Below are 24,128 nucleotides of genomic sequence, written 5' to 3'. Positions count from 1 at the left end.
CGGATATTCTGGCCAACCATGAAACGCTACACCAAACCGATCCATTTGCAGGAGTTGAAACCGCACCGGCGTGCGGACAGCTCCCTTGCATTGATCAACGTGGTGTTCCTGCTGCTGCTGTTTCTACTGGTATCCGGAACGCTGCGGCCGCCCTTGCCTGAAGGGTTCGACTGGGCGGAAACGCAACAGAACGATGGCAGCGGCAAACTGGAAGGCAGTCTTGTGCTGGACAGGGCAGGGACTGTCTGGTTCGACGGTGAAGTTCTGGCTTACGACGACCTGGGTCCATTTCTTGAAGCTCGGCAATCCGACAGGCCCCACATGGTGGTTCAGGTCGACAAGCGAACCAGAATGGAGGCCGTTTCTGCGCTTGCCGACAGATTGAAAGCTGGCGGTGTGAAACGCCTGACACTGATGACTGTTGAGGCAGGTGCACCTTGACCGTTGTCGCCTATAACCAGGACCGGCAATGGGATATCCCGGGGTACGTCTGGCCGGCTGTTCTGGGCGTTTCGGTTGCCTTGCATGTTTCCGCGCTGATCTACGGCCTGCCAGCGTTGCCTTGGACGGAAGAAGCCCCCTTGCCACCGGTAGAGACCGAAGTGATCCTGGAAAGTGGTGGTCTGCCATTTGAAGATCTGGCAAGTGTCGAAACTGAAATCACACAACCGCTCGAACCGGACACTCCCTTGCCCGTCGAGACTTCTGTGCCAGTGGAAACGGTTGTCAATTCCGAGACTGCGGAGATCCTGGAGCCGGTATCGTCTGAGCCGGTGGTCACCGAAAGCCCAGTCAATACGCTGGTTGAAGCCGTGCCGGTAACCGTTCTGGATCAATCGCTTTCCGACGACACGCCTATCATTGAAGCGCAAGAAGTCAGCCCCGTCGAAACAAGCCCCGTCGAAACAAACCCGGTCACCGCAACGCCACCGGAGCAGCTTCAGGTGATTCAGCCTTCTGTTGTTCCGCAAACCGCCTCAACCGTTGTCGCCGCCACGCCTGTACCGGATGCCGTTGTCGCTGTGACGCCCGTCGCGCCAAACGTTGTTGCCGGATCTGAAGTCACTCTTTCCGGTGCCGAAGTCCTTGCCACGGTGGAAGTGGTGCCTTCGGTCGCAACGGATATCGGTGAGGTTGCCGCCGCAGGTGAGACGCAGACAATCGTTTCGGCCGTGCAGGAAAGTCCTGTTCTGGCTCCGCTCGCAGTCGATCAGACACCTGCCGAACTCACTGGCAACGAAATCGTGTCTGAGGCCTTTGTTCCACAAACGCAGCCTTCCGTTGAAAGCCCGGGCATTGTTGCACCCGACACCAGCGTTACTGTCAATCCGGTGGCTACTGCGGAGGTGGATGCGGTATTGCCAGCGGAACAACAGGTTGCTGCCCTGCAGCCCACGGAATCGGAAACGCCCGAGTTAGCGCCCAATGCCCCGGTCTCTTCAACGGTCCCCGCAACGCAGCCGCAAGGGGAGTTGACAGAAAACGTGCCGCCCGTCGCGGTTGCTTCCATCGATCCCCTGGCAAAGGTGTCGGACTATGTTGCCGGTTACAAGTTCGGTGAATGCACACATATGTCTGTTCTTGCAGCTGGTGCGGACACCGCGGAAGTTACGGCCTTTGGCGCAGGCATAGCGCCTTTCGCAATCTTCGATCAGCGCTTCAAGGCGGATCAGGGTTTCGAGGCAAAGATCGAAGTCCGACTGGTGACGCGCAGGCAATGCGCCTTGCTGGATGCTCTTGGCGTTTCTGAAGGCATTGAAGCAGCCGGTCTGGTTGAACTGGACCGGACGGTTGTGCGCAGCGGAACCCCTGTATCCGGTGTGATTCAGCGTGACTTGCCGATCGAGCGGATTGCAAGCGCGGAACAGTCGGGACTGGATCTCAGCGGCAAGGGGCCACCTGAACTGTACCTGATCGATGATGCCGGGCAGATCCATGACGGCCGGGAGTTTCTTTTGCCTGCATCGAACAGTCAGACGGCAGGCGGCTGGCGCTTCAAGGTACCGGTGACGATGATTGCCAGCGACAAGAGTGACGAGACAGCGCTCGTGCTCGCAATCTGGAACCGGCCTTCAGAGCGGCAGCCTTCTCGATTCGGACGGCTTCCTGCCGAACGGGTGGCCGAGATACTGGCAGAGCCTGGGGTCTATTCGCTGACGGCGTTCAAGGTGTCACGCTGAGGGGTGCGATGATGAAGCACCGGCAGTGAAGACGCCGGTGAGGAGGACTTCCAGCGCGGCCCGTTCCTTTTCCAGCCTCGTTTCGAACCAGGTGACGGCAATGGATACCGGCATTGCAACGGCAAGGCCGCAGGCAGTTGTCAGGAGCGCTACCCAGATGCCACCGGCAAGCGTGGCAGGATTGGCGGACGCACCCGATTCCTGAAGGGTCTGGAACGTTTCGATCATCCCGAGAACCGTGCCGAACAGGCCGAGCAAAGGCGAAATCTGCGTCACCAGATCAAGCGCCTTCAGCCAACTGGCGAGGCCGAAGAGACGGTCGGCAGCCCTGGCAGAAATTTCCTCACGTAGTCGTTCTTCCCTGATGTCGCGCACCTGAGAGGACAGGGGCTGCTGATCCAGCATCTGGATGGCGTCCATGGCGCTGCGCACCAGTGCACCCGACAAGGACCTGTCCTTCAAAAGGTTTTGCGCGGCTTTGGTGCGTTCACCACTTCGCCATTGCGTGACAGCCTGACGAACAAGTCCGTGACGGCCAACACGGGCCGTGGAGAATTGAACGGTCTTGGCGAGGATGACTGCAAGCGCTGCAACGGAAATTGCGAGCAGGATGAGCACGACCGGCCCGCCAAGCTCCAGAAGGGAGGAAGATGTCTCGACCATGCGAAAGACGCTCCATCAGACGTTCAAGGGTAGGGTCAATCGCCGAATTCGATGGGTGTACGATTGCTCAGGTCCAGCAGATCCGGGCAATAGACATCGGTAATGCTGGAAGGCACACAATTCATGACGTCGTTGATGTGAAGCCGCGAGAGGCTGTCGCATGCCTTCCCGGCAAGGTCGAATTGCAGGATCTTGGTTTTGCCGGCGGATATGCGGGAGAACTGAAGACGCAGAAACTGATCCACCAGGCCGTCCTTGTTGAAGGCAACCATTTCCAGGCCGAGCTTGTCCATGGGGCGTTCAAGGCCATTGGTCGCGATGATCGAAAGGCGACAGCCGCCGTCCGCTGTCGGTTGCAACTGGTTGAGTTCGAGGCTGATTTTACCTGTCACTTGCTGTGCCTGTGCGGGTGCCGCCAAAATGGCAACTGCAATCGCTATAAAAACTCTTTGAACCAATATCCGCATCTTGTTCCCCCGGTTAATGCGTCAATGAATGTTGGAAAGGATTGTGAATGCCGGTCTTTGCCGTCCCTAATCGTAAGACAATAGGACCGTCCAATCCTGTTTTCCCTCGGTTTCGACCTGAAAGAAATCTGCTTCGATCAGCCCGCGTTGCCAGCACTGATCGCCATCGAAAAGAACGAATTTTTCCTCGCGAATACAAAGCGTGATATCGCCTCCAAGACGGCTTTCGCCAAACCCGTCTGCCACGTGCAGATAGTAGCGTGCTTTCTCGAGAGGTTCCTGCAGCACCTGGCTGCAGGCGTTGGCAGTGATTGTCCACCAGCCTTCAGTCCGCATGCCTTCGTCGGTTTCATAGCCGATCGCGACGTTCACGAGATCAACGGACCCGTTGCAAACACGCAGGCCTGCGTGGGCAGCAGAGGTCGACAAAATTCCAGACAGCGCCACCGCCCCGAATAACGCGATCCCGCGTAACCCGATCCGGCGTTTTTGCCTAACCTTGCCGCTGTCGCGGTCCGTTTTCATGCTCGTGTTTCCAGTTTGCCAACCTGCTAAATACGCTAAGGAATTGCGAACCCGCGGTCAATTTAGGAAAGTCGATTGAGCTGAAGTGGTATTTCGGCGAAACTCGATTTTCGGAATGACCTGAAGACCCGGGATGGCCTGAGCCATGATCTCCATCGAAACACCGCTTGCAAGGCGAAAGCGCATTCCGCTGACACCTCTGATCGATGTGATCTTCATTCTGATCATGTTCTTTCTTTTGTCTTCCACATTTGGTGTCTGGCGGCCGCTGGAAGTTGCGCTTGGTGGTGGTGCGCCGGCCGGGGGGGCAGAAGCACAATCGAACGCCAGCGTTCCCGCAGTCCTGATCGTCGTGAAATCTGTTCCCGGTGAAGATCTGTCCGCCGTGACTGTTAATGGAAATGAACTGCCACTTGCAGGGTTGGCAGAGGAACTGAACCGGTTGGCAGAAGCTGGTGCCAGGGATGCTGTTCTTTTGCCTGGCAAGGGAACCGATTTTCAGCAGGTCGTGCGGATTTTGGACGAAGCCCGAACCTCAAAGTTGACAAGCGTTCGGCTGCATCTCGATTGACAGGAAACACAAGGCGTTCCTGCAATGCAAACGAACCGTTCGTACGCAAAACCCCATCTGTGGCTACAAAAACGGCCCGGTTTTCAAGACCGGGCCGTTCTGGTTTGGCATGTGACTACAGGTCGGTTGATCAGCGACCGATTGCACCGCCGATGATGCCACCCACAACGCCACCGATGAACGCGGCTCCGGCCGGGTTGAAGTTACCACCGTTGTTGTTGTTGTTGTTCGCACGGTGAGTGGTGGTGTTGTTGGTGCGGCGCGTGGAAGTCGCACTGCGAGAGGCGCTCGCGGCAGCCTGCTGCTTGCGGTTCACTTCAGCCTGGTAGACCGAATACTGCGTCGCCGTCTGTGCAGTCAGCAAGGCGTATTGGGCGGCGGTGAAGTAACCCGTGGCGACGATGCCGTTGGCAGCCTGCCATGCACTCACACCGGCGCGGGTCTTCGGACCGAAGGCACCATCCGGGCGGCCGACATCCTGACCAGCCAGGTTCAGACGGGTCTGAACTTCGCGGCGGGCAGTACGGTTCCAGCCGAGTGAAGCTTCGGTCGCCTCATTACCCGGAACGGCCTTTTGCGGGTCCGGCAGGGTCGCCACAACGCCCGTGGTGCTGGCGGCAGGAGCCGTTGCTGCACCCGGGACGACGGTCGGATTGACCGAAGCAACCTGGCTACCGGCTTCGAGCCGCTTGATGGAATTGCGGGCAAAGTCCGCGAAGAGGCCTGACGGGTAGGCATCCAGGTAAGCCTTGTAGTCAGCAACGGTGTTGCTGGACTTGGCGGTTTCCCAGATGAGCTTCTCACGTTCCCATGCAATTGCCGACTGGCTGGGGGAGGTCGTTGCTGCATTGTTGACAACCGGCTGCTGCGGAGCGGACGTCGCGGTGTCGCCAAGGGAGGCAACAGTGGTCGTCGCGGCCGGTGCAGCCTGCTTGTTCAGGAACACTTCGCCGATCAGAGATGCATTCACCCACGGGCGCTGCTTCTTTTCCGTCTCTTCATAGACTTCTCCGGTAACGCGAGTCATGACGGTCTGGATGGAAGCGTTCGGCGTGTCGATATGTCTGATCAACGCAGAGGTGAAGGGCGAGTTCGCACCGTCGCCGTCCAGGGCAACATCTCCCGGGCTGGTCGCGAATGCGATCACGGAGCCTTCGCCGCCGGTTTCCTGAATCTTGATTTCAGCAAGACCTGCACCAATGCTGCCGGAGCGGCTCGGTCCCATGCGGCGTGCGAGGGTGCGGGCCAGCGGATTGTCGCGGCAGGCATCCAGGAACACCATCTGAACCTTCACGTCCTTGGACATCTGGCGCATGATGAAATCAACGGTAATGGTTTCGAAGTCGAGCGAGGTTTCATCCTCGATCGTGGCGTCGATAGGTACCAGGTGATTCTGACCGGCAACCTGAAGGCCGTGGCCGGCGTAGAAGAGAATGGCGATATCCGCGCCATATGCCTTTTTCGCAAAATCCATGACGGATCTGCGCATTTCGCCATAAGTCTGGTCCTGCCCGGCGACGACTTCGAAGCCGAGGGCCTTGAGTTTGGCAGCCATCTGCTCGGCGTCATTTGCCGGATTAGGAAGTTGTACTGTGTGCTCGTAAGCGCCGTTGCCGAGTACGAGGGCAACGCGCTTAGCCAGTGCCGGAGCCGTCCCTGCGAGAATTATTGCCAGCACGGCGATCATTCGTTTGAACATATCCTGTCCTCTCGTAGATCATGGTTGCCTGTCGGTTGAACCGATCTTTACACGAGGTCTTTGTCCTCTTGAGAGGAACAGGTACCCCGGATGGCACTATGTTTCTGTAATACGCGTCACAGGAACGTCAAATTGAAGAAGCTGTCCCTGCAACCAACTGAATCCGGACCGCAACGGTCCGTTGATGACCCCACTAAAATCAGTTGCAGACTATAGCCAATCCTTTTTCTAAAAACCACTTTTCAACAGACAGTTGCTGCCATTTTTTGAGTTACGTTAACACGAAAGGACGTTGGGGAAGGTGGTAGTGGATTTTTTGCCGGCCACAACTTGAAAACGGACCGGTTTTTTCGACCTGAAAAAACGCTTTGTGACTTGAATCACCGAGTTTGGGAGACTGTCTGGTAATCTGGTTTCATTGCAAATGCGCGTTTTCGCAGGCCCGGTTGAAGCCTGCACTCAGCGGAGAACACACTATGGCCGGAAGAGCAGATATTCTCAAACACATGAGAGCCAAGCATGTCGGCGTATTTCAGTCCGCAGCCCGGCTCTACAACGTTGCGATTCTGGTACGACGGACAAACACTGCATCCCTTGAGCACGTTGGCGAACCCTACGCCACACCCAAGCGTCTGGATTGCAAGGCCAAGACTGCGGATTTCGATGTTAAGCCCGTCGGAAGCAAGTGTCCGGACGCGCAGCGCAAGAGCTTTGCAGGCCTGGTAGTCGATCCAAAAATCGTTGGCGAAAAGGCCTTCAAGGCGAGCAAGATGGCAAAGGTGATCGAGGAATGGAGGGAATTTCAAAAACAGTTGCGACCGGAAATGGCAACCTTCGAACAGCAACGGAAACTGACCTACATTCCGCGTGGAGGCGTTTATTTCGTCGAACGCAATCCAGAAGACCCCTATTTCGGCTGTGTGAAGTTCTCGTCCAGTTCGCTTATCACCGCGGCCAAGTGTGTGCACGGAGACTTCGATCTTTACGGCATTGTCGATATGGACGCTCCTGACCAGCTGATCCGCGTCAGAGAGGATCGCCTGGGTCAGAAGCACACGCGCTCGCCAAAGTTTTTTGACGTGCAGCATTTCGTCAACAACCGGCTCGGCATTGCCATGGTCTTGCACGGATCGCAGGAAACCTATGCGACGGAGCACAAGGATGACGACCTGGACATATTCTTCCCGAGTGGACGGATAGAGTATGCCGGCCCTGCAGCCGCAGATATCGAAGCATTCTACAAGAAGGAATTTCCGGGGCGGACATTGTTCCGCAAGGACGAACCTGCCCTGGATATAAAAGGCAGTTACGTATCGCCAGGTGCACTTTGACCAGTAGCTTACGCCAATGCCAGGTGCCTGCTTCTGAACCGGAAGGGAAGAAGTTGGCACGCCCAACGGGACTCGAACCCGTGTTTCCGCCGTGAAAGGGCGGCGTCCTAGACCGCTAGACGATGGGCGCGCGGTCGACGCGGCTGCGTCGTGGGGAGGCTTATAGGCGGGATTGGAGCAGCCCGCAAGAGCCTTTGCGACAATTTTTTGCAAGCCCGGAATCCCGGGCCTGCGCCTGTTGAAAACTGTCCGGTTTTACCATTCGCCGGTATTGGGCATGGAGGCCCAGGGTTCTTTGATTTCAAGCGCTTCACCCTTTTGAAGCAGCTCGAAGGAGATGTTGTCCGGCGAACGGACGAAGGCCATGCGGCCGTCACGTGGAGGACGGTTGATGGTGACACCTTTGTTCTGCAGGTTCTCGCAGAATTCGTAGATGTTATCGACCTCATAGGCGAGATGGCCGAAGTTGCGGCCGCCGGTGTAGGTTTCCGGATCCCAATTGTAGGTCAGCTCGAGAAGCGGCGCAGCGTTTGCCTTTCCGGCTTCGACATCGTCGGATCCGGCGAGGAAGATCAGCGTGAACCGGCCTTTTTCGTTTTCGTAGCGACGGACTTCCGTCATGCCCATCTTGTTGCAATAAAAATCAAGTGAGTCTTCAATGTTGGTCACGCGGACCATCGTGTGCAAATAACGCATGTCCTATCCTTTTCCTCAATCGAGGGATTTTCCAAACGGGCACCGGACCGGCCGATGAAGTGCATTGATACCTTGCCCGAAGCTCAGCGCTTTGTGGCACAGTTCAAGGAAGGTTCCTACCGGCAGATCGTTGCCCTGACCGGGGCGGGGATATCGACGGACTCCGGAATTCCGGATTTCCGTTCACCTGGCGGGATATGGTCCAAACGTCAGCCTGTTCAATACCAGGACTTTGTTGCCGATGAGGATAGTCGCCTGGAAGACTGGGACCGCCGGTTCGAAATGATGGACTATTTCGCAAGAGCGGAGCCGAATGCAGCACATCTGGCCATGACGAGCCTGGCGCAGGCCGGCAAGCTTCATTGCCTCATCACACAAAATGTCGATGGCCTGCACCAGCGAGCTGGGTTTCCGGAACACCAGCTTGTCGAGATCCATGGCAATTCCACATTCGCAACCTGTCTTTCCTGCGGGGCGCGGGCTGAACTGGAAGCTCAGAAGCCGATTGTTGACGCCGGGCAAAGTCCGAGATGTTCAGATTGCAACGGACTGTTGAAGGCGGCGGTCATAAGTTTCGGGCAGCAGATGCCGGAAATGGAACTGGAGCGGGCAGCGGAGGCTGCTGCTGCTTGCGATCTTTTTCTGGTGTTGGGCTCGTCACTTGTCGTGCATCCAGCCGCACAACTGCCGGCCATCGCTGTTCGTGGCGGTGCAGACCTAGTGATTCTAAACGGCCAGGAGACGCCGCTCGATTCTTACGCGTCAACAGTCATTCGAACACCTTTAGCTCAAACATTTGCGAGATTTGGCGAATAACCGGCCTGATTTCCGTAAATGGTCTGTGGTTAGTCCGACAATTTCCCTTCTCGCCAGAAAGCACAATGTTATCCTTTTGTTAGGAATCAGCTGGCTGGTGAGTCGAATTTTGCCTTCAGCTTAATGATGCGGACCAGAGACGGGACAAAAGGCTATGGGGGTTAAAACCGCACGGGAGCCCCGCGCACTCGAAACATTGACGGACGAAGTCGCCGTCGATGTTCTCGAGATTGCCGGAACGATTAAGTGGTTCGACGTCGGGAAAGGATATGGCTTCATCGTCCCGGACGACGGCGACGGTGATATCCTTTTGCACGTCACCTGCCTCAGGCGAGACGGGTACCAGACTGCTTATGAAGGCGCGCGGGTTGTTTGCGAAGTACTCGACCGGCCGCGCGGTCTTCAGGCCTTCCGCATCCTGTCGATGGACGAAAGCACCGCGACCCATCCGTCACAGCTGCCACCGTCGCGCACCCATGTTCAGGTTGTCCCCGAAAGCGGTTTCGAAAAAGCGACCGTCAAATGGTTCAACCGCGTCAAGGGTTTCGGGTTTCTGACCCAGGGTGAAGGTTCTGAAGACATCTTCATTCACATGGAGACGCTGCGACGTTTCGGCATCACTGAATTGCGTCCGGGCCAGGATGTGCTGGTGCGCTTCGGCGAAGGCCCGAAAGGCCGCATGGCCGCTGAAATCCGTCCAGTCGGGACAGGCACCCACATACCTGCCTCTCACTGACACCGCTTTCCGTCATTCTGCACATTGACTTGGCCGGACATGTTCCGGCCTTTTTGTTTGTCGACCTTCAGGCAATCTTCTTTGGCAAACGGGAAGTGTTATTCCGGCCTTGCCTTTGACTGCCAGTTTCCCAAACCGGTTCTGCCGGGCCTTTCAGGAAGTTTTCAGAATGCGTCCTTTCTTTCTGTGCCTCTCGCTTTTTGCTGCAACACTCTGGATTTCGCTCGCGGGTTCGACAGGGCAGGCGCTTGCGCAGGACCCGCAGCTGAACCTGCCGGTGGAAGATCTTCTCATTCGGTCTGGAGACGAGGAACACCAGTTCAAGGCGGAGGTTGCGGCAACGGACCGGCAACGGTCGATGGGATTGATGTTCCGCAAAGAGATGCCGGCGGAACGCGGCATGCTGTTCCTCTTCGAAGGGGAGGGCGACCGTTACTTCTGGATGAAAAATACGCCCCTGCCACTCGACATCATTTTCATTGACGCAAAGGGTTCCATCGTCAGCATCGCCGACAACACCACGCCTTTTTCCGAAGACGTCATTCCCTCGCTTGGTCCGGCGAAGTACGTGTTCGAAATAAACGCCGGTCTGGCGGAAAAACTCGAAATTTCGGCCGGAGACAAGGTCAGCAGCCCGTCCATGGGGCTGGAATGAACCCGAGCTGTACCTATTCCAGCCTGCTCCAAAAATCTAAAAACATGAATTATATGCGTTGACCGATGAGGCGGCCAGACTGGCGACCGACAGGACCAGCAGGACACCTGTTGGTGCAGACACGGCGGTGATTACCGCGGAAGCAGAAAGCTCCATCACCGCGCCAATGCACTGAGCCTTCTTTTTGTCACCGCCCGCAATGGATACGATAATACCTGTCTTGTTGACGACTGTGGCACTGACAGCAACCATCGCGGCTCCGGGCGATCTCGGCCGGCGCACGGATCGGCGCGGCGGCTGCGCAGTCACAGACAGATCCGCCGTTGCCGGAAGACTTCAGGAAGCGACAACGATCGGGCGTTGTTCTCGGCGATCCGTTTGATGTCGCGCTCATAAAAACAGACCAGACCCTCGGCCGGGCAAATAGCCGGGTTGCGCGCTGCGCAAGCTGGCACGACACCTATCGAAACAGCTTGGGCGGGGCTGTGGAATGAGAGTTTGGCATAGCTTTTCGGCGTGGATGCAAACCGCAACCGGAGAATTGGCAACCGCCGGCCTTGCCGGTGCGGCTGTGTCTGCTGCAATGGAGTGGTCAGCGTTCCTGCCGGCAATGCGGAAAATCGTCGTCGGTACCCTTTGCGCGCTTTATCTGTCGCCGTTGGCGATCCCGCTTCTGTCGCTTGTTTTGGGTGGGTTGAATGTGCCGCTGGAGAAGACGGCATGTCCGGTTTTCTGATGGGGGTTCTTGGCATTGTCGTCATCTAGATCCTGCTGAAGGCTTACCGGTTCCACCGGATCTATCGTGTCGCACCTCTGCACGGGGGAACGTACGATGAAGAAGCGTAAATACGCCAAGGAGGCAACACGCGGTCAGGGCAGGGTGCTCCTGGCCGCCTTGGCTATCGTTCTGCTCTACTTGATTTTCTTTTGAGCTGATCTTTCCGCGGTGCAGTTGATGCGGGTCTGTCGTGAAAAGGGGTCCAGTCTCCGGTCAGTTTCTCGACCATGTCGTCGATCGCCTCGCACAAGTGCATGGCCGTCCGATATTGCGGCGAACCGATCTTTGCCGATCATATGACCTGGATAGCTTCAGCTCTGCCAAAGCTGAGCTTTTCCAGCACTTCGTGAGTGTTGATGAAACCGCGTCCGCTGCGACGTGACATAGCCAAACCTGAAACTTGTTCACTCTTTGTTTCGTTGTCGACCGGCCGGTTGATTTGGCAAGAGCGGACATTTGCAATCTCCCGCCAAATAGACGCGGGAGATCCGGCGCGCGCCAACGCTCTTTGTAGCGTCAAAGAATAGTTAGCTTCCCCAACGATCTAGGGCACCAGCTTGACCAGATCAGTTCAACATGCCGACCGTGGAGACAGGAGGCCGGCATCAAATTGCTTGGGATCGTGGATTGAAGTTCTGGAGTAGCACGAGCTCAAGCAAAGGGAAGCCTGGCGCGTCGTCTTCTTTGTTGGCCACGCTCCTTTCTGCAAATCAGAAATGACCTGAACGATCTAAATCAACGATATAAATCATTTGGTGTATTGATAGATTCATAAACTATAAGTATATTGAGAGAATTGACTTAAGTCGAAATAGCGTATTTGTACTTCTATTATGGGGTATTTTAAGATGGCAAACAGTCCTGTAAAAGATGTAAGTCTAGGAGATGCTTTAAAAATATCTCTGGACAATTACTACGACCTTCTCATAACTCAGGTTGGAACGTTAAAGGCAGACGAAAAGCTTCAGTTGAAGCTTGTCGCAGATCCGGTGTCGGTTTCGGACAAGAAGTTTGCGGATGGAGGTTATCCTTGGTTTTCGTATTACAACCTGTTGCGACGATCTGATCTTTCGATTGTGCCGAAACCTGTCTCAGGCGGTGTCATGACGGGTGTCGCAGGGCTGAGCGATGTCTACGGCGAGTTTTTGCAGAAGCTGCGCAGCTTCGTCGTTCGGAAAAACCTGAGCAAAGAAGATCAGATCGCCCTCGCGGATCTCGATAAGAAGGTCGAGTTTTCCAAGAAGTCTGCCGTGTCCTTAATCATCGAAGATCGGACCAATTGGAAAGAGTTCGCCGAAGCGATGGGATATTCGGTTACTGATCAGTCTGCCTACGTGCAGTGGTCAGGCCAGTTCGGAAATTTATATCGGATTGAGACAGAGATTGCGAACGTCAAAGTCCATCAGTTCGAGATCAAGACCATCCTCGACAGGCAGTATCCCAACGCCGATGATAGGCAGATCGTTGATGCTGAATTCGACTTCAACAACCCGGCGATGCGTCTCAGGTATCCGATCAACCCTGACACAGACTATGCAAACGGGGACAAATTCACGATTGAGTATCTTGCTACGCTTCCGACCGGAAATACGGCTGGTTTCGATGATCGCCGCGCAGTTGGCTGGAATCTGACGGCTGCCGAAATAAAGACTACTACGGCGGGCGGTTTTGCTCAGGGGGTTTCCTTCGACAAGTCGACGAGTAGCTCATCTTCTATCACTACGGATTGGGGCGCTTCGGGTAGTGCATCCTATGGCCTCATCAGCGTGAAGGCGAGCGTCAGCGACCACAAACGAATCCAAGAGGAGTTCAGTAAGACAACCAAGATAACTCTTTTCGCAGAATCCGCCTTCCGCCTGTCGATCAATTATCCTGCTTGGTTCAAGCCCGTTTTGTTCGAGCATAGGCATATCAAAGAAAACCCCTATGATTTCGAAAAGTACTTCGGTGAGGACGGAACACTGCTCTACTATCCTACCGGGCTCATACTCGTTCGGGGCTTCGGAGTAGAATTCCTGTCTGCGCAGAACTGGATGTATGATTACAGGCACCGATTCAGTGCATCCGGTGGTGGCGGCTTCGGCTTTGCTGGGATAAATTTCGGTGCGGCGGCGAACTACAGTGAGGACACGAAGCAGCATCAGACGGACCAGCAGACTACTACACTAAGTTTTAAGGATGACATCGGCACGATGCGGTTTGTTGGCTACGCCGTGACCAAAAACCGGGTGTTCGAAAAGGCCGTCTCCACCCATGTGACGAAGACGCTGCAGGTGAACAAGTTTTCGCCGACAGAGGCCCGCGCCAAACCTGGCAAGCGCGGTCAGAAAACCTGATGACATGAATAGGTCTGTCATCGTCGCGGCGGCGATACCGCTGGTGATGTCTGCTTGCATCATGACGCCACAGAAGGTGGTTGTTGTATGTGATTGCGCCACCTCCGCGCCAACTCCAGCGCCACAGGAACGTCGCATCGTCCCTTTGTGTCCGGCGATCGCGGAAGTATCGTTCCCCGACGCCAAACAGGATGGAGCGCTAGTTAATCACTTCGTCATCAAGGAGGCCGCACGCCAGAAGGTCAATGTTGAGGTCGTGTCTGGCTTCACTGCCCGCATTAGCGGGCGTCGCAATCGCGTTGAAGCAATGATCGCGGGCTATCCGTCTCTTCTGTGCTCATTCAATCAATCGTTGAAGCCAAACGGCCAGTCGACTTACACGTCTTGCATGGCTCACGCCAAAGAGTGGATGGATATCGTCCAGAACTCCCCGGGCGAACTAATGCTGTCGCACACGCTTTTCAGGGAAAATTGTACCACGCCCGGCTGACGTCGCTAGATGAATGCCTCTTTGTACGTCTAGGCTAGTGAGTATTCTGGACACATTGGCTTCGAGGCTCGTTTTCCGCCTCATGGCTTACTTAAAGGCATCACCAGCACAAATATGCACCAACGGTTCTTGAACCTAGTAGCTAACCTACCTCAGTTCGTTCCCTTCGGCATTCGGAGGGCCGAGTCGGCACGCTGCAAACAGGGTTCGTGGGAGCCAATTGAACAACCGAAATGCGTTCTTGGCCGAACATCGGCCTTCTAATTGTCTAATACAGAACCAGACCATCCGGAGGCGGGCTCTCTTCGGTAATTCATCCCGACCGCAGCGAACATCCGATCTCAGCCATCTATAAAACATCGCATGACGAACAACGAAAGGCAGCTTTGCAGAACTTAACAACATCTACGACCGGTCGGCTACTAGGCTCATTTCGGCCGTTGGAGGAGTAAGTTGTTTAGTAAAAACCTATCGGCTCAGGCCTTATCCGACCGAAATCAGGCGACTGAAGTGATTGACGAATCGGATCTATGAGAACAAGCCGTGAACTTATTCTGGGACTATTCTGGGACTCGGTTGTCCCATCTTGTCCACAAAGGCGCGAATTTCATGTTTTGTTCTAGCTTGACTGGCCTCTGTCAGAGCTATAAACCCAAGCAAATCAACGGATCGGGGTATAGCGCAGCCTGGTAGCGCATCTGGTTTGGGACCAGAGGGTCGCAAGTTCGAATCTTGCTGCCCCGACCATTCATTCTCCTGAAAATCGATGTGATGCGGTGCGCGTGACTTGGGACTTTGCAATGCAAATCCATGCGCTTGCTGTGGTTCCGTGCCTAAAGGCCGGGATAACTAGGGCCAAGCTACGCAGGCGTCTTGTGCAACTTATCGCCGCATAACAGACTGGTCAGACGGGCGTTTCCAATGCCTGTGGGAGTGACGCCGCTTGCGACGGCATGCAGGCCGCGCCGGATGGGGCTGATGATACCGGATCCTGACGACCAGGCGACGCTGGATGTATCGGCGGCGATAGCCGTGCTGCAGTCCAGAATTGAAAAGGCCGGGCTTTCTCTGAAGGAAAGCGCGGATTTTGCGCTTTTCGAAAAGACCGTCCGGAGCACCGAAGACAAATACCTGATGGAAGATTTTTCACCGCGGTTTTTCGACCTGCACGGGACGACCGCGTTCTGGGTAGGGGCCGTCAACAGCCATGGTAACGTCGTGGCTGTGCAAGCTGCAAAGGTGGAAGACCTGAAAGACAGGAGCCTTGCCGAGCACTGGCATCAGCAGCAACGCAGGATCTTTGTCGATCCAAACCCTCAGGTTCGCTTCGGGACAGAGCACGCGCATGACGCCTATTTCATGCGCGGGCGTATCGTCTATCACGGCAATCTCTGGCTGAGACGGGACATCCGGGGGCAGGGCCTTGCCGAGCCTTTGACCCAGTTGGGGTTTCTGCTCTCACTATTGAAGTGGTCGCCGGATTATCTCTATGGCCTGATGGCCGCAAAAAGCGCAGAAAAAGGCTTCGGCATTCGGGTCGGTTACCGCAGGTTCGTGCCACGCGGAACGCATTGGGAGATTGCGCCTGGACATATCAGGCCGGATGACTGGCTGGTCTATGCCACCAGAAGCGATCTACACGGCCTTGTAAAACTTATCCTCAGGACGTCCGCTGAAGATCCTGAATGACGCCCAGGTAGGCGCAGAAGCGAAGATCGGATTGCAACGAAGGTCGCACGGCGACGATCAACCGCTCGAACGCAACTTCATAGAGTTCGCCATTGACCTGAATTTTCGTGTGGGCGTAGCCGTAATAAGGCGTGCCTTCCAATGCCTTGCGATAACCTTCCGCCGAAGCCTTCTCCAGGTCCGGATCAGGTGTGCGCAGACCGCAGGCGGGTGTCGCCGGGCTTGCCCAGTCTTCGCCGAACAAGTGTCGCTGCCCACTTTCCTTGCCGACATAGAAGATCGGAGGAGGAGCGTTTCCGGGCATCTTGTCCGAGCAAAGGCTCAAATGAGGCAGGAACGGTTTCAGGCATTGCTGGATCTGAACCGCATCGGTCGACATGATGCTGTCGTAGAACGCAGACACAGCCGGGTCGGCAAGCCCTTTTTCAATGGCCTGTGTGCCGAGTTCCGAAAAATGAGTATCAGGGCGTGTTAGCACGGTCCTCTCTCATGTTTTGATTTGTTCCATCCGGCAAAAATCGACCAGGGACACCGCACATGTTTGGCCGTTTGCCAATAACCATTTCTACCGGTCGAAGGCTTTCAACAACAGCGACATGACATTCAGGAATTCGTCGCGTTTTTCGGGTGACAGATCGGTGGGATCGGATACCGAATAGTCCAGCGTCAGGATCATGTCCCACATTTCAGTGAGATTGGCGTCGTCGATCGCCGCTTTCAGTTCGACCGGCGCAATTTTTTCCGGCGCTCTGGTAACCGGCCGAACATGTTCCGGAACATAGCCTTCCAGTCTTTTCAGAAATTCGTAATGCATGTCAAAGCCTTATCGTTTTGATCTTTGGATCGGCCCTTTCAGGCTGTCCGGCCCTGCGATTCTGTACTTTTTGAACCTGCACTGCGTTCCGAAAATCGGCGTCTTCCAGACAAGTTCACGTTAGGGTAGTTAATAGCATGAGTTGCGCCTCCATGTCATGTTACGTGAATGTCATAAATCGCCTCTCCACCAACACCGTTAATACATACTTGTGCCGTTAAATGAGTCGTCGCCGAACCGAAGATTGCGGGTTGCGGCCAATATCGGTGTTGACACCGGCGGCAAAGGCGGGAAAAAGCTGCTGTAAGGAATTGCATCTCACATATTCAGACTTGAGGGCACTGTCACATGGTTGCGCGTATCTACCGTCCGGCGAAAACCGCCATGCAGTCAGGCAAGGCGAAAACCCAGAGATGGGTGCTGGATTACGAGCCGGAGGTCGCCAAGTCCGTCGAACCTTTGATGGGCTACACGTCGTCGTCCGACATGAAGCAGCAAATCCGGCTTTATTTCGAGACTTCTGAAGAAGCTGTCGCATATGCGAAGCGCCATGGCATTCCGCACAGGGTTGAGAAAGCCCAGGAACGCAAAGTGCGCGGGTCTGCCTATGCGGACAATTTCAAATTCAACCGGTCTGCGCCCTGGACCCACTGAACAAGAACGTTCGGCTCTTCTGACCTGTTCGGTAAGAGTTCGGATTGTCTGTTGAAAGCGCCGATTTCGAATCGACACGAGCCGGGTTTTTGACGCATTAGGTCAGTGGAGGCGATCGCCGGATCGGGTTGCCTCCGGACGTTTGGTCTCGATCCAAGTTTGCATGAACGTCTGGCAGGCCTCAGTGATACTGCCTGATAGTCTCATCTGGGAACGGCTTGCGTTCCTGAGAAATTGGCTCCGTAGCTCAGCTGGATAGAGCACTCGCCTTCTAAGCGAATGGTCGCAGGTTCGAATCCTGCCGGAGTCGCCATCTCCTTGAGTTTTTTGAATAAGTCCTGAGCTTCGATGCCTCTACCTTGCGTGGAAAGGCTTCCTGCCGTGCAGATGTCCTAAACTGGACGTTCAAGTCAGGTACTTGGAAAAAGCCTGCAAAAAACAAAAACCGCCGGCCCCTGCAATATAGGAGCACGGCGGTGTTTCTAGACCGCGATTCGCCTGAAGGTCAGAGCGTCTCGGACTTTCCCGATTCCACCTTCTGGCCAACCATGAGCGGCGTGATCTTTGTTTTGAGGATCATGTCCACGTCCTCGGAACCATCTTCCAGGGACTGAAGAGCCATATCCAGGAAATAGGAACAGAACGTACGGCCGTCCTTGTCCGATTCTTTTTTCGTGTAGCGGATCATGCGCTTGATCGCCTCGATTGCAGGTTCCTGCTCGAGTTCAGTGCGGTCCGATTTGCTAACGGTCTTAGACATTTTACTACCCACCAGTATTTGATTTGCCGATTGCAGCGTCGCTGCTGTGACCATCCGATTAAAGCATGCTGTTGCAGCGTGAAATGAGCGTGATAAGGTGCTGTTGTGTTTCAGGTTGCGTGATATTCGCGGTTGCGCGAAGGCGACGGCTGAAGCGTGCATTTCAATTACGGGGAATTGATGGCAATCGCGTCCTGCTTTGCATGCCTTGGGCGGCCTTTGCTCCTTGATAGCGACCAGGAACCTGTGGCGGTCAAAACCCGCAAGGCTCTGGCGATCATGGGCTATCTGAGCCGCATGAGCGGTATGGCGTCGCCCCGGGAAGCACTGGCGGATTTGCTTTGGAGCGGGACAGACCGCCACAAGGCAATGCAATCCTTGCGTCAGGCATTGCGCCAGTTGAAGAGCGCCGAAGAAACTGCCGGCATCGATGTAGTGCGCTCAGCGCCAGGTCACATTCAACTCGACCCATCGGCGTTTGCGTCTGATCTTATGGCCATGAATACGCTCCTGGAACGTGGGCAGGCAGCGGATTTCCGCAATGCGGGGGAACTGTGGCGCGGCGAGTTCCTGACCGGCTACGACGATATCGATTCTGAATTTTCCGAGTGGCTGACGGTCGAGCGTGAACGGGTGCGCTCAGAACTCATCAGCGCCGCCTTCAAGCATCTGAACAGGATATCCACGGAAGACGGGGGTGTGCAGGCAGAGGCCGGGGCGCGTTTTGTCCTGAAGCTCGATCCCGCGTTTGAGGCGGCCCATCGCGTTCTTATTCGTCTCTACATGAAGCTGGGACAGCGAGAACGTGCCGAACAGCAATTCCGGTCATGCGAACGGGAAATGCACCTTCATCTGGACGCTGAGCCTGATGACGAGACTCGGAAACTGCTTAGCGAGGTCGAGGTTGAGGCTACTGGGGAAGAGCTCTTCAAGCGCCAGGAAGCATTAGGTCCAATCGGGGGAGGACTTTCAAACAGCGACGAAGTTGTAAGGCTGCCTGAAATTTCGATTGTATCTTCATCGCTCCTGAAGAAAGGACTGAGCGACGCAGTTCACCTCAGAGAAGAAATCGTGTCAGGCCTATCGTCCTTTAGATCATTCGATTTATTTGAATCCGAATATTTCGGCGACGAGAATACCCCGAAACCAACCCTTGTCGAAGGTCATGAATTGGGGGCTTATCTGCTTCGGTTTAGGCATGACGAACGTTCTGGGAAAATTGTTGTACAATTCGAAGATCGTACAAACGGGCAGATTGTCTTTAATGAGATTGTTGACCTAACGCTTTGGGAAGGCATCGTCCCTGCAGCTAGTCAGATTGTCGGTCGAATTCATGGTCACGCTACAGGTCGCTTGAGGAACCCTGCCAATACGTCGGCATTCGCGCGTTGGTGTCAGGCCGAGGCACTACTTTGGGATTTTACGCCGCAATCCGATGAAAAAGCTATGCGTCTGCTGAACGAGCTGGAGCAGACGAATAAAACCTTCTCCATGATTTATGCCGGGAAGGCATCAATAATTATGAAGCAAGAGTTGCATTATCCCCTTAATGACAGAACGTCTTCGGAGGGAATGAGCAGTCTGCTTGATATGGCAGAGCGTGCAATCGTACTGGATCCTTGGCAAGCTGTGAATCAGCGAGTTTACGGCTGGTCCTTAATTCTTTCCAATATGCCTGAAGAAGCAAAACGCGCCTTCCAAAACGCGGGTCGCCTCAGCTCTTCCGATCCCGCTAACCTCATGTCGGTGGCAGAAGGACTTGCACTTTCGGGAGATGTCAACGAAGCCCGCGAAACGGCCGAGCGCGCGTTCCGCTTGTTCTCTTTCGTGCCCAGGGTGTTCTACGAATACCTTGCAAATATCTTTTTTGCTGCTGAGGACTACGAAAACGCCATCGTTCAAATTGAACGGGGTACGGGAAGCAGTCTTGGTTGCCTGACGACACGCGTAGCAGCACTTGTTTGCTCAGGAAGAGAAGGTGAGGCAATCACTATTCTGGAGAGTTTCAACGAGAAACGAAATCATTTCTTGTTGCCTAACGATAACCCTAATGTTCAACCTGAGCAGTGGCGCCAGCGCATCAATTTTTTCCAGGATGCGCGTGTTCGGGCAAATTTTGATCGGGGCGCTCAGTTGGTCCAAAGGGTGTTGTTCAACAAGCCGGATTAACCTAGCTCAAGAGTTTCGCAACACTAGTGACATATGAGACATCCGCAGAGGACAGCTTAGCTGGATTGAGTTTGAACGGCAGAACACGAGCTTTGTAGCAATCACGCTCGTCAACAACCTTGAAGTCGATCAATTCTGTTGTTTGGGCAGGCAACCCGAGTTCTGCCAGCACAGATCGGGGGTCGCTTTTTAGCTTTTCTGCAAAATCTGGATTTAAATTCGCCTTCGCCAAAAGGCGTCCTAGGTCTGCTGTGTTTCTCCTGTAATATGGAAATCTCGCCATGGCTTTCCGCCTTCCTGTCAATTCAGAATAGTCCAACTCAAAGATCTATTGAGGTGTTCGCAAACCATCCAACAACCGACCATAATTGTCTGAAGGGAATGGAAGTGTGTCTGCGGCGGATCTGGCAATGCCAAATGAAACGCCGCACGACGATTTTCTCGGGTTTGGGAACGTGTCGCCCAGAAAAAGTTATTCCGGCAGGTCGTCGTAAAAGCATGTCCCGAGCGCAGCTTTACCGAGTTCTTCGAAATATTTCTCATCGCCAGCAGCAACGCGCGCTGCATCGATTTCTGCCGGGATGATGAGGTGGACGAGGTCAGCAGTGTCGGCGAAGATTGCGGCATCGGAGTCGATGCCAACTTCAGCCAGGACTTCAGCCGGGTTGGCAACCAGCCGCTCACGTGCTGTGGCGTTCTGAATGATCGCGCCAAGTTTCGCGCCAATTTCCAGTTCAGTCCGGGAAGTTGTGTCAGCGTGCATTATGAGCCTCCGATAGGTTGAGTTGCAATGTGTCCTGCCTGGTGGTGGGATGGTCACCTGGCTTTTTGAAATTCGGTCAAACTTTAGTAAATAGTTATGTATTGAGACTGTTTACTACTGATCGACTGCTTTCGAATAGAATGTAGAACGAGGGAATGAACTCGCTCAATGGCAGTTTTGTTAATATACGTTGTGTGCAATTGCAGGGTGAGGCGAAGTAAATTGCCATATCAAAACATAAGCAGCCGTCCCGCATCCTCACTGTTGGCGGCGGTGTCTCTTCTATGATCGTTGAAAGTGGATTTGCGGACGACGTACTTGCGGACCTGTCGCGTTTGGGCCTGATAGCGGTGGAGCCGGGCGTTGAGGGAGATCGTGTGCGCTTGCTGGAGCCGGACCTTCGTCTTTTCCTGAAGCTGCTTTCGTCATTCTCCCCAAGACTGGTCCCGATGACACGCCCCGGATGCCCGGTGCATTTTTGCACCGGGTTGCTCAAGTCGCCTGAACCAGATGCAAATAAAGTACCTGCTGCTGGGGCACCAATTCCTGCCGGTGGACAGGGGGATATCGCATCAATTGCAGCTATTAGTTGTATTGGAGAGCTTTCCGAAAGGCTAACCCTTTGTAGTATCGGGATTAGTGACAATAGGGTGTTCACTTGCGACAAAAAACAACCACAGGTAGATTTTGGTCGATTGCTTGGATTGAGTGAAGCCCAGGCAAGTGTCGCTCTCGGCAGGCTCCGTCTCGGGCGGGATCTTTCACGCGTCAACTCTTCAGACTGGTCATCTCTTTCAGGCAGGCGTGTCCGGTTGCGGAATCTGCAGACTGATGAAGAGGCGCAGTGCCTTAGTTTGGGAATCTTGTTTAACGAAGCCGATGAGGTTACGGGCTTACGTTTGCCCTTTGCTTCGAGCGTAGGATGCGCTGTCTGGCATGACCTCGAGGGAGCGCGCGCGCGCGCGCTTCTTGAGCTTGTAGAGCGTGATGCAGTTGCGCAGGCCTGGTACAACCGCCTGGGGATAACTTCTCTACCTGAAGGCTATGTGAGGGAAATGCTCCCTCCTGATCTGGTCCAATATCTCGATGACCAGCCGCGGGAATGGGAGCTCTTGCACGTCGACACGGACCTGCCGGTCCAGGTGGTGATTTGTGTCTCTCATGACGTTTACGGCCGGGGGTGTGCGTTTGGATCATCCGCCGGTTGGGACACCGCACAGGCCTGCACCAGTGCAATTCAGGAAATGTTGCAATCGGAAAACGCGCTCTCTCTGATGGACAAATCCTATCCCGCCAGTCACGGCACAAAAGAAGCGCTGAGGTCTCTACCCAGGCAGCTGGCGTATGCCAGAGAGCGCGTGATTTTCGAAGATCTGCCGTTGCAGGGTGCGGTTGCCACGCGTCCTGAGGTTCTGGAGAAGACCTCAACTTTTGAAAGCCTGCTTCAGGGCTGTTTCGACCGCGAGATCAGCCTTTGGGAGTTTGATGCGACCCGCCAAGACCTTGCAATTCCCTGCATCAAGCTGTTGTCCCCCGAGCTTTGCAGTTGGGAGCCAAGGTTCGGCAAAAAAAGGTTGTTCGACGGGGTTGTAGAGCGTGGTTTGCGAGACATACCTGCGTCCGAAGCCGAATTTGCCGCCCGACCATTTCCCTTTTGAACGATTGACAGGCTGATGCGCCGGCCTTAATAAAATATGAGCGTTGCATTCATGTTTTGTTTGCGAGGCGTCCGGATGACAACTGGGTCATTCGATCTCTGGAAGAAGCCTTTTGGCGGAGCTTGGCTCCGCCCTTTTTTCAGGTGTCTTGTTATCGGACGGTCGGTCTGCCGTCCGCATAAGGGCGGGACAGTGTCATCACCCAGAAATTGCGCCATTTGCCATTGTTGCGGTTGGTTCTGGCAATACCTACCCGTGTCACGTAGGGGTTGAGAAGGTTCTTGTTGTGGCCTTCTGAGCCTTGCCAGCCACGGAAGGCTGCTGCCAGATCAGCGTATCCCGCCCCCAGGTTTTCCGCGCCTGCGTAATTTGCGTATCCTGCCTTGTCGAGCCGTTGTGACAGACCGAAGGCACTGTGAGCCCAGGTGTCCATACTGTCGCGCTCGGCGATATGGCGTGCCATCTTTTGGGAAACGACATCCAGTTCCGGGTCGTGGCGCAAAGCGGGCAAGCCTTTTTGCTGCCGGTAGGCGTTTATCATCGACAGCATCTGCGCCTTGTCGACCGGCTGGTCCGTCAGCACTGTCTTGTCTTCAAGGTCGCTTTTTCCCGGCAAGGCGCCGCAGGCGCCGAGTGAGGCCGCGAAAAGGCCAAGCAGCAACAGCGCCAAGAAGCGTTTGGGCAGGGCGATTACGGACATCAGGTTTCATCTCCCGGCCAGACGACGCCTTCATCGGCGAAGAAATGGTACGGGCCAGGGTACGCTTCCACGTAGGCCATATGTGACACCACTCCGGTTTTCGGCGAATGATAGTGGAGAAAATAGGCTGCGGGTTCGAAGTTGAACATGGCGGGGCCGTCTTCCGTCAGGTCGAGGACGACCTGGTGACCGGTGCTGGGAGCAAGCGTCATCACCTTTCCGGCAAAGCTCGCGATGATAGGACGGTGAAGATGACCGCACAGGAAGCGCGCAACATGCCGGTGTGGCGAAACAACTTCTGCAAGCGCATCGGCATCCACAAGTCCGATGTCGTCCATGTGTCGGATTCCGGAAAGTGCAGGCGGGTGGTGGAGGGCGATCAGCGTTGTCTTGGCGCTTTCGCGCAGCCGGCTGTCGAGCCAGTCAAGCTGTGCCTGACCGAGCCGACCACGCGGATCACCCGGAATATGAGTGTCCAGCGCAATCAGGCGGATATCGCCGATGTCCGCCGTATAGCAGATCTTGTCTTCAAGGCTGCCTGAAAGACCCGGAAAGCTCCCGAGCTCGCGGCGCATGACTTCTGTGCCGTCGTGGTTCCCGGGCACAAGATAGACAGGCATGTCGACGCGCGAGAGGATGGAGCGGGCGAGTGCGTATTCCCTTGGATCGTTTCTGTCGGTTATATCGCCGGTTATAACGAGAGCATCAGGTTTCGGGGTGAGACTCTTCAGCGACTTGATCGCGCGCTCGGCAAGCATATTGGTGTCCGAAACGCGATAGCAGGGCAAACCTCGCGGACGCAAATGCAGGTCCGTCATATGAGCAATCAATGTCATGGAAAACCTTGTGACTCGTCAGGTGGATCATCTGCCCGGACGATAACCGTGCGTTCGAAGAGGGCAAGCACTAGTTTCCCTTTTTGAAAAGCTCATGTAGGAGAAGCGTTCAGAAACGGGCGGGCAGGGGCGACCGCCCAGA

27 protein-coding genes and 3 tRNA genes are annotated in these 24,128 nt (G+C 55.0%); 16 read left to right on the top strand and 14 right to left on the bottom strand.

The genetic code is table 11. The features are described 5' to 3' along the window. Positions 1–18: 18 nt before the first annotated feature. Both HCG46_RS17590 and HCG46_RS17585 read left to right on the top strand, forming a co-directional pair. The gene (locus tag HCG46_RS17590; protein ID WP_055654016.1) at positions 19–441 is read left to right on the top strand and encodes a biopolymer transporter ExbD; all 423 of its coding nucleotides are present in this window, start codon (positions 19–21) and stop codon (positions 439–441) included. After that, positions 438–2,180 (top strand): hypothetical protein, encoded by a 1,743-nt coding sequence (locus HCG46_RS17585; RefSeq protein ID WP_168686941.1) that lies wholly within the window; start codon positions 438–440, stop codon positions 2,178–2,180. The genes HCG46_RS17590 and HCG46_RS17585 overlap by 4 nt, the downstream gene beginning before the upstream one ends. On the opposite strand, the gene HCG46_RS17580 is transcribed toward HCG46_RS17585, so the two are convergent. From HCG46_RS17580 to HCG46_RS17570, 3 genes are all read right to left on the bottom strand, one after another. Beyond that, on the bottom strand, positions 2,172–2,843 hold the full coding sequence (locus tag HCG46_RS17580; protein ID WP_168686940.1) for a MotA/TolQ/ExbB proton channel family protein: 672 nt from the start codon (positions 2,841–2,843) through the stop codon (positions 2,172–2,174). The two genes, HCG46_RS17585 and HCG46_RS17580, sit on opposite strands and share 9 nt — an antisense overlap. Positions 2,844–2,878: 35 nt before the next feature. Further along, positions 2,879–3,235 carry a hypothetical protein gene (locus HCG46_RS17575; protein WP_022999351.1) on the bottom strand — a complete coding sequence of 119 codons (357 nt, stop codon included), beginning with the start codon at positions 3,233–3,235 and terminating at the stop codon, positions 2,879–2,881. 141 nt (positions 3,236–3,376) lie between these two features. Beyond that, positions 3,377–3,835: a DUF1036 domain-containing protein gene (locus tag HCG46_RS17570; protein ID WP_168686939.1), complete on the bottom strand. Its 459-nt coding sequence runs from the start codon at positions 3,833–3,835 to the stop codon at positions 3,377–3,379. A gap of 145 nt (positions 3,836–3,980) precedes the next feature. Between HCG46_RS17570 and HCG46_RS17565 the strand changes: the two genes are divergently transcribed. Next, a complete protein-coding gene (locus HCG46_RS17565) occupies positions 3,981–4,406 on the top strand; it encodes a biopolymer transporter ExbD (RefSeq protein WP_055654021.1) in 426 nt (141 codons plus the stop codon). A gap of 130 nt (positions 4,407–4,536) precedes the next feature. Here the strand turns inward: HCG46_RS17565 and HCG46_RS17560 are convergent, their stop codons facing one another. After that, complete coding sequence (locus HCG46_RS17560; protein WP_077292973.1) at positions 4,537–6,105, bottom strand: caspase family protein; 1,569 nt, start codon at positions 6,103–6,105, stop codon at positions 4,537–4,539. A 476-nt stretch (positions 6,106–6,581) separates the two neighbouring features. On the opposite strand from HCG46_RS17560, the gene HCG46_RS17555 reads away from it, so the two are divergent. Beyond that, entirely contained in the window at positions 6,582–7,436 is an 855-nt protein-coding gene (locus HCG46_RS17555; protein ID WP_168686938.1) for a hypothetical protein, read from the top strand. Between the two features lie 54 nt (positions 7,437–7,490). Here HCG46_RS17555 and HCG46_RS17550 read toward each other — a convergent pair. Both HCG46_RS17550 and HCG46_RS17545 read right to left on the bottom strand, forming a co-directional pair. Beyond that, positions 7,491–7,566 (bottom strand) — tRNA-Glu (locus tag HCG46_RS17550). Positions 7,567–7,691: 125 nt separating this feature from the next. Further along, entirely contained in the window at positions 7,692–8,132 is a 441-nt protein-coding gene (locus tag HCG46_RS17545; RefSeq protein WP_022999346.1) for a VOC family protein, read from the bottom strand. A gap of 54 nt (positions 8,133–8,186) precedes the next feature. Between HCG46_RS17545 and HCG46_RS17540 the strand changes: the two genes are divergently transcribed. From HCG46_RS17540 to HCG46_RS17530, 3 genes are all read left to right on the top strand, one after another. Next, a complete protein-coding gene (locus HCG46_RS17540) occupies positions 8,187–8,948 on the top strand; it encodes a Sir2 family NAD-dependent protein deacetylase (RefSeq protein WP_168686937.1) in 762 nt (253 codons plus the stop codon). Positions 8,949–9,102: 154 nt separating this feature from the next. Continuing rightward, positions 9,103–9,684, top strand: coding sequence for a cold-shock protein (locus tag HCG46_RS17535; protein ID WP_022999344.1), 582 nt, complete (start codon positions 9,103–9,105; stop codon positions 9,682–9,684). A 169-nt stretch (positions 9,685–9,853) separates the two neighbouring features. Beyond that, the gene (locus tag HCG46_RS17530; RefSeq protein WP_168686936.1) at positions 9,854–10,339 is read left to right on the top strand and encodes a DUF192 domain-containing protein; all 486 of its coding nucleotides are present in this window, start codon (positions 9,854–9,856) and stop codon (positions 10,337–10,339) included. 36 nt (positions 10,340–10,375) lie between these two features. On the opposite strand, the gene HCG46_RS17525 is transcribed toward HCG46_RS17530, so the two are convergent. Continuing rightward, complete coding sequence (locus HCG46_RS17525; RefSeq protein WP_168686935.1) at positions 10,376–10,591, bottom strand: hypothetical protein; 216 nt, start codon at positions 10,589–10,591, stop codon at positions 10,376–10,378. Positions 10,592–10,829: 238 nt separating this feature from the next. Here HCG46_RS17525 and HCG46_RS17520 point away from each other — a divergent pair, with 238 nt between their 5' ends. From HCG46_RS17520 to HCG46_RS17500, 5 genes are all read left to right on the top strand, one after another. Beyond that, on the top strand, positions 10,830–11,075 hold the full coding sequence (locus HCG46_RS17520; protein WP_168686934.1) for a hypothetical protein: 246 nt from the start codon (positions 10,830–10,832) through the stop codon (positions 11,073–11,075). 890 nt (positions 11,076–11,965) lie between these two features. Next, complete coding sequence (locus tag HCG46_RS17515; protein ID WP_168686933.1) at positions 11,966–13,453, top strand: hypothetical protein; 1,488 nt, start codon at positions 11,966–11,968, stop codon at positions 13,451–13,453. Positions 13,454–13,457: 4 nt separating this feature from the next. Next, complete coding sequence (locus tag HCG46_RS17510) at positions 13,458–13,943, top strand: hypothetical protein (protein ID WP_168686932.1); 486 nt, start codon at positions 13,458–13,460, stop codon at positions 13,941–13,943. 670 nt (positions 13,944–14,613) lie between these two features. Continuing rightward, positions 14,614–14,690 (top strand) — tRNA-Pro (locus HCG46_RS17505). Positions 14,691–14,921: 231 nt separating this feature from the next. Then, complete coding sequence (locus HCG46_RS17500; RefSeq protein WP_168686931.1) at positions 14,922–15,632, top strand: hypothetical protein; 711 nt, start codon at positions 14,922–14,924, stop codon at positions 15,630–15,632. Here HCG46_RS17500 and HCG46_RS17495 read toward each other — a convergent pair. Beyond that, a complete protein-coding gene (locus HCG46_RS17495; RefSeq protein ID WP_075283039.1) occupies positions 15,604–16,110 on the bottom strand; it encodes a hypothetical protein in 507 nt (168 codons plus the stop codon). The two genes, HCG46_RS17500 and HCG46_RS17495, sit on opposite strands and share 29 nt — an antisense overlap. Positions 16,111–16,197: 87 nt before the next feature. Further along, positions 16,198–16,446 (bottom strand): hypothetical protein, encoded by a 249-nt coding sequence (locus HCG46_RS17490; protein WP_055654038.1) that lies wholly within the window; start codon positions 16,444–16,446, stop codon positions 16,198–16,200. Between the two features lie 348 nt (positions 16,447–16,794). Between HCG46_RS17490 and HCG46_RS17485 the strand changes: the two genes are divergently transcribed. Together HCG46_RS17485 and HCG46_RS17480 are read left to right on the top strand one after the other, a co-directional pair. Beyond that, positions 16,795–17,100 (top strand): ETC complex I subunit, encoded by a 306-nt coding sequence (locus HCG46_RS17485; RefSeq protein WP_022998830.1) that lies wholly within the window; start codon positions 16,795–16,797, stop codon positions 17,098–17,100. 236 nt (positions 17,101–17,336) lie between these two features. Next, positions 17,337–17,413 (top strand) — tRNA-Arg (locus HCG46_RS17480). 192 nt (positions 17,414–17,605) lie between these two features. Here the strand turns inward: HCG46_RS17480 and HCG46_RS17475 are convergent. Further along, positions 17,606–17,860, bottom strand: a complete 255-nt coding sequence (locus tag HCG46_RS17475; protein ID WP_022998829.1) for a hypothetical protein — start codon at positions 17,858–17,860, stop codon at positions 17,606–17,608. 180 nt (positions 17,861–18,040) lie between these two features. Between HCG46_RS17475 and HCG46_RS17470 the strand changes: the two genes are divergently transcribed. Continuing rightward, positions 18,041–20,029, top strand: a complete 1,989-nt coding sequence (locus HCG46_RS17470) for a BTAD domain-containing putative transcriptional regulator (RefSeq protein WP_168686930.1) — start codon at positions 18,041–18,043, stop codon at positions 20,027–20,029. Between the two features lies 1 nt (position 20,030). On the opposite strand, the gene HCG46_RS17465 is transcribed toward HCG46_RS17470, so the two are convergent. Beyond that, positions 20,031–20,312, bottom strand: coding sequence for a hypothetical protein (locus tag HCG46_RS17465; protein WP_168686929.1), 282 nt, complete (start codon positions 20,310–20,312; stop codon positions 20,031–20,033). 189 nt (positions 20,313–20,501) lie between these two features. After that, a complete protein-coding gene (locus HCG46_RS17460) occupies positions 20,502–20,792 on the bottom strand; it encodes a hypothetical protein (protein ID WP_168686928.1) in 291 nt (96 codons plus the stop codon). A 284-nt stretch (positions 20,793–21,076) separates the two neighbouring features. Here HCG46_RS17460 and HCG46_RS17455 point away from each other — a divergent pair, with 284 nt between their 5' ends. Beyond that, positions 21,077–22,450 (top strand): YcaO-like family protein, encoded by a 1,374-nt coding sequence (locus tag HCG46_RS17455; RefSeq protein ID WP_168686927.1) that lies wholly within the window; start codon positions 21,077–21,079, stop codon positions 22,448–22,450. Between the two features lie 151 nt (positions 22,451–22,601). Here HCG46_RS17455 and HCG46_RS17450 read toward each other — a convergent pair whose 3' ends face one another. After that, the gene (locus tag HCG46_RS17450) at positions 22,602–23,150 is read right to left on the bottom strand and encodes a CAP domain-containing protein (RefSeq protein ID WP_168686926.1); all 549 of its coding nucleotides are present in this window, start codon (positions 23,148–23,150) and stop codon (positions 22,602–22,604) included. Further along, entirely contained in the window at positions 23,150–23,986 is an 837-nt protein-coding gene (locus tag HCG46_RS17445; RefSeq protein ID WP_208997723.1) for a phosphodiesterase, read from the bottom strand. Before HCG46_RS17445 ends, HCG46_RS17450 begins: the two co-directional genes overlap by 1 nt. Between the last annotated feature and the right edge of the window lie 142 nt (positions 23,987–24,128).

The sequence above is a fragment of the Labrenzia sp. PO1 genome, assembly GCF_012273635.1.
Lineage (GTDB): Bacteria > Pseudomonadota > Alphaproteobacteria > Rhizobiales > Stappiaceae > Roseibium > Roseibium algicola.
This window is presented reverse-complemented; position numbering and strand designations above follow the sequence as displayed.

Excerpts from the sequence above, each read along its gene's own strand:
- HCG46_RS17520 (WP_168686934.1), top strand. The coding sequence starts at position 10,830 with ATGAGAGTTTGGCATAGCTTTTCGGCGTGGATGCAAACCGCAACCGGA.
- HCG46_RS17510 (WP_168686932.1), top strand. The coding sequence starts at position 13,458 with ATGAATAGGTCTGTCATCGTCGCGGCGGCGATACCGCTGGTGATGTCT.
- HCG46_RS17465 (WP_168686929.1), bottom strand. The coding sequence starts at position 20,312 with ATGGCGAGATTTCCATATTACAGGAGAAACACAGCAGACCTAGGACGC.
- HCG46_RS17540 (WP_168686937.1), top strand. The coding sequence starts at position 8,187 with ATGAAGTGCATTGATACCTTGCCCGAAGCTCAGCGCTTTGTGGCACAG.
- HCG46_RS17460 (WP_168686928.1), bottom strand. The coding sequence starts at position 20,792 with ATGCACGCTGACACAACTTCCCGGACTGAACTGGAAATTGGCGCGAAA.
- HCG46_RS17560 (WP_077292973.1), bottom strand. The coding sequence starts at position 6,105 with ATGTTCAAACGAATGATCGCCGTGCTGGCAATAATTCTCGCAGGGACG.
- HCG46_RS17555 (WP_168686938.1), top strand. The coding sequence starts at position 6,582 with ATGGCCGGAAGAGCAGATATTCTCAAACACATGAGAGCCAAGCATGTC.
- HCG46_RS17490 (WP_055654038.1), bottom strand. The coding sequence starts at position 16,446 with ATGCATTACGAATTTCTGAAAAGACTGGAAGGCTATGTTCCGGAACAT.
- HCG46_RS17580 (WP_168686940.1), bottom strand. The coding sequence starts at position 2,843 with ATGGTCGAGACATCTTCCTCCCTTCTGGAGCTTGGCGGGCCGGTCGTG.
- HCG46_RS17475 (WP_022998829.1), bottom strand. The coding sequence starts at position 17,860 with ATGTCTAAGACCGTTAGCAAATCGGACCGCACTGAACTCGAGCAGGAA.
- HCG46_RS17445 (WP_208997723.1), bottom strand. The coding sequence starts at position 23,986 with ATGACATTGATTGCTCATATGACGGACCTGCATTTGCGTCCGCGAGGT.
- HCG46_RS17455 (WP_168686927.1), top strand. The coding sequence starts at position 21,077 with ATGATCGTTGAAAGTGGATTTGCGGACGACGTACTTGCGGACCTGTCG.
- HCG46_RS17450 (WP_168686926.1), bottom strand. The coding sequence starts at position 23,150 with ATGTCCGTAATCGCCCTGCCCAAACGCTTCTTGGCGCTGTTGCTGCTT.
- HCG46_RS17545 (WP_022999346.1), bottom strand. The coding sequence starts at position 8,132 with ATGCGTTATTTGCACACGATGGTCCGCGTGACCAACATTGAAGACTCA.
- HCG46_RS17535 (WP_022999344.1), top strand. The coding sequence starts at position 9,103 with ATGGGGGTTAAAACCGCACGGGAGCCCCGCGCACTCGAAACATTGACG.
- HCG46_RS17500 (WP_168686931.1), top strand. The coding sequence starts at position 14,922 with ATGATACCGGATCCTGACGACCAGGCGACGCTGGATGTATCGGCGGCG.
- HCG46_RS17590 (WP_055654016.1), top strand. The coding sequence starts at position 19 with ATGAAACGCTACACCAAACCGATCCATTTGCAGGAGTTGAAACCGCAC.
- HCG46_RS17530 (WP_168686936.1), top strand. The coding sequence starts at position 9,854 with ATGCGTCCTTTCTTTCTGTGCCTCTCGCTTTTTGCTGCAACACTCTGG.
- HCG46_RS17565 (WP_055654021.1), top strand. The coding sequence starts at position 3,981 with ATGATCTCCATCGAAACACCGCTTGCAAGGCGAAAGCGCATTCCGCTG.
- HCG46_RS17570 (WP_168686939.1), bottom strand. The coding sequence starts at position 3,835 with ATGAAAACGGACCGCGACAGCGGCAAGGTTAGGCAAAAACGCCGGATC.
- HCG46_RS17485 (WP_022998830.1), top strand. The coding sequence starts at position 16,795 with ATGGTTGCGCGTATCTACCGTCCGGCGAAAACCGCCATGCAGTCAGGC.
- HCG46_RS17515 (WP_168686933.1), top strand. The coding sequence starts at position 11,966 with ATGGCAAACAGTCCTGTAAAAGATGTAAGTCTAGGAGATGCTTTAAAA.
- HCG46_RS17470 (WP_168686930.1), top strand. The coding sequence starts at position 18,041 with ATGGCAATCGCGTCCTGCTTTGCATGCCTTGGGCGGCCTTTGCTCCTT.
- HCG46_RS17525 (WP_168686935.1), bottom strand. The coding sequence starts at position 10,591 with ATGGTTGCTGTCAGTGCCACAGTCGTCAACAAGACAGGTATTATCGTA.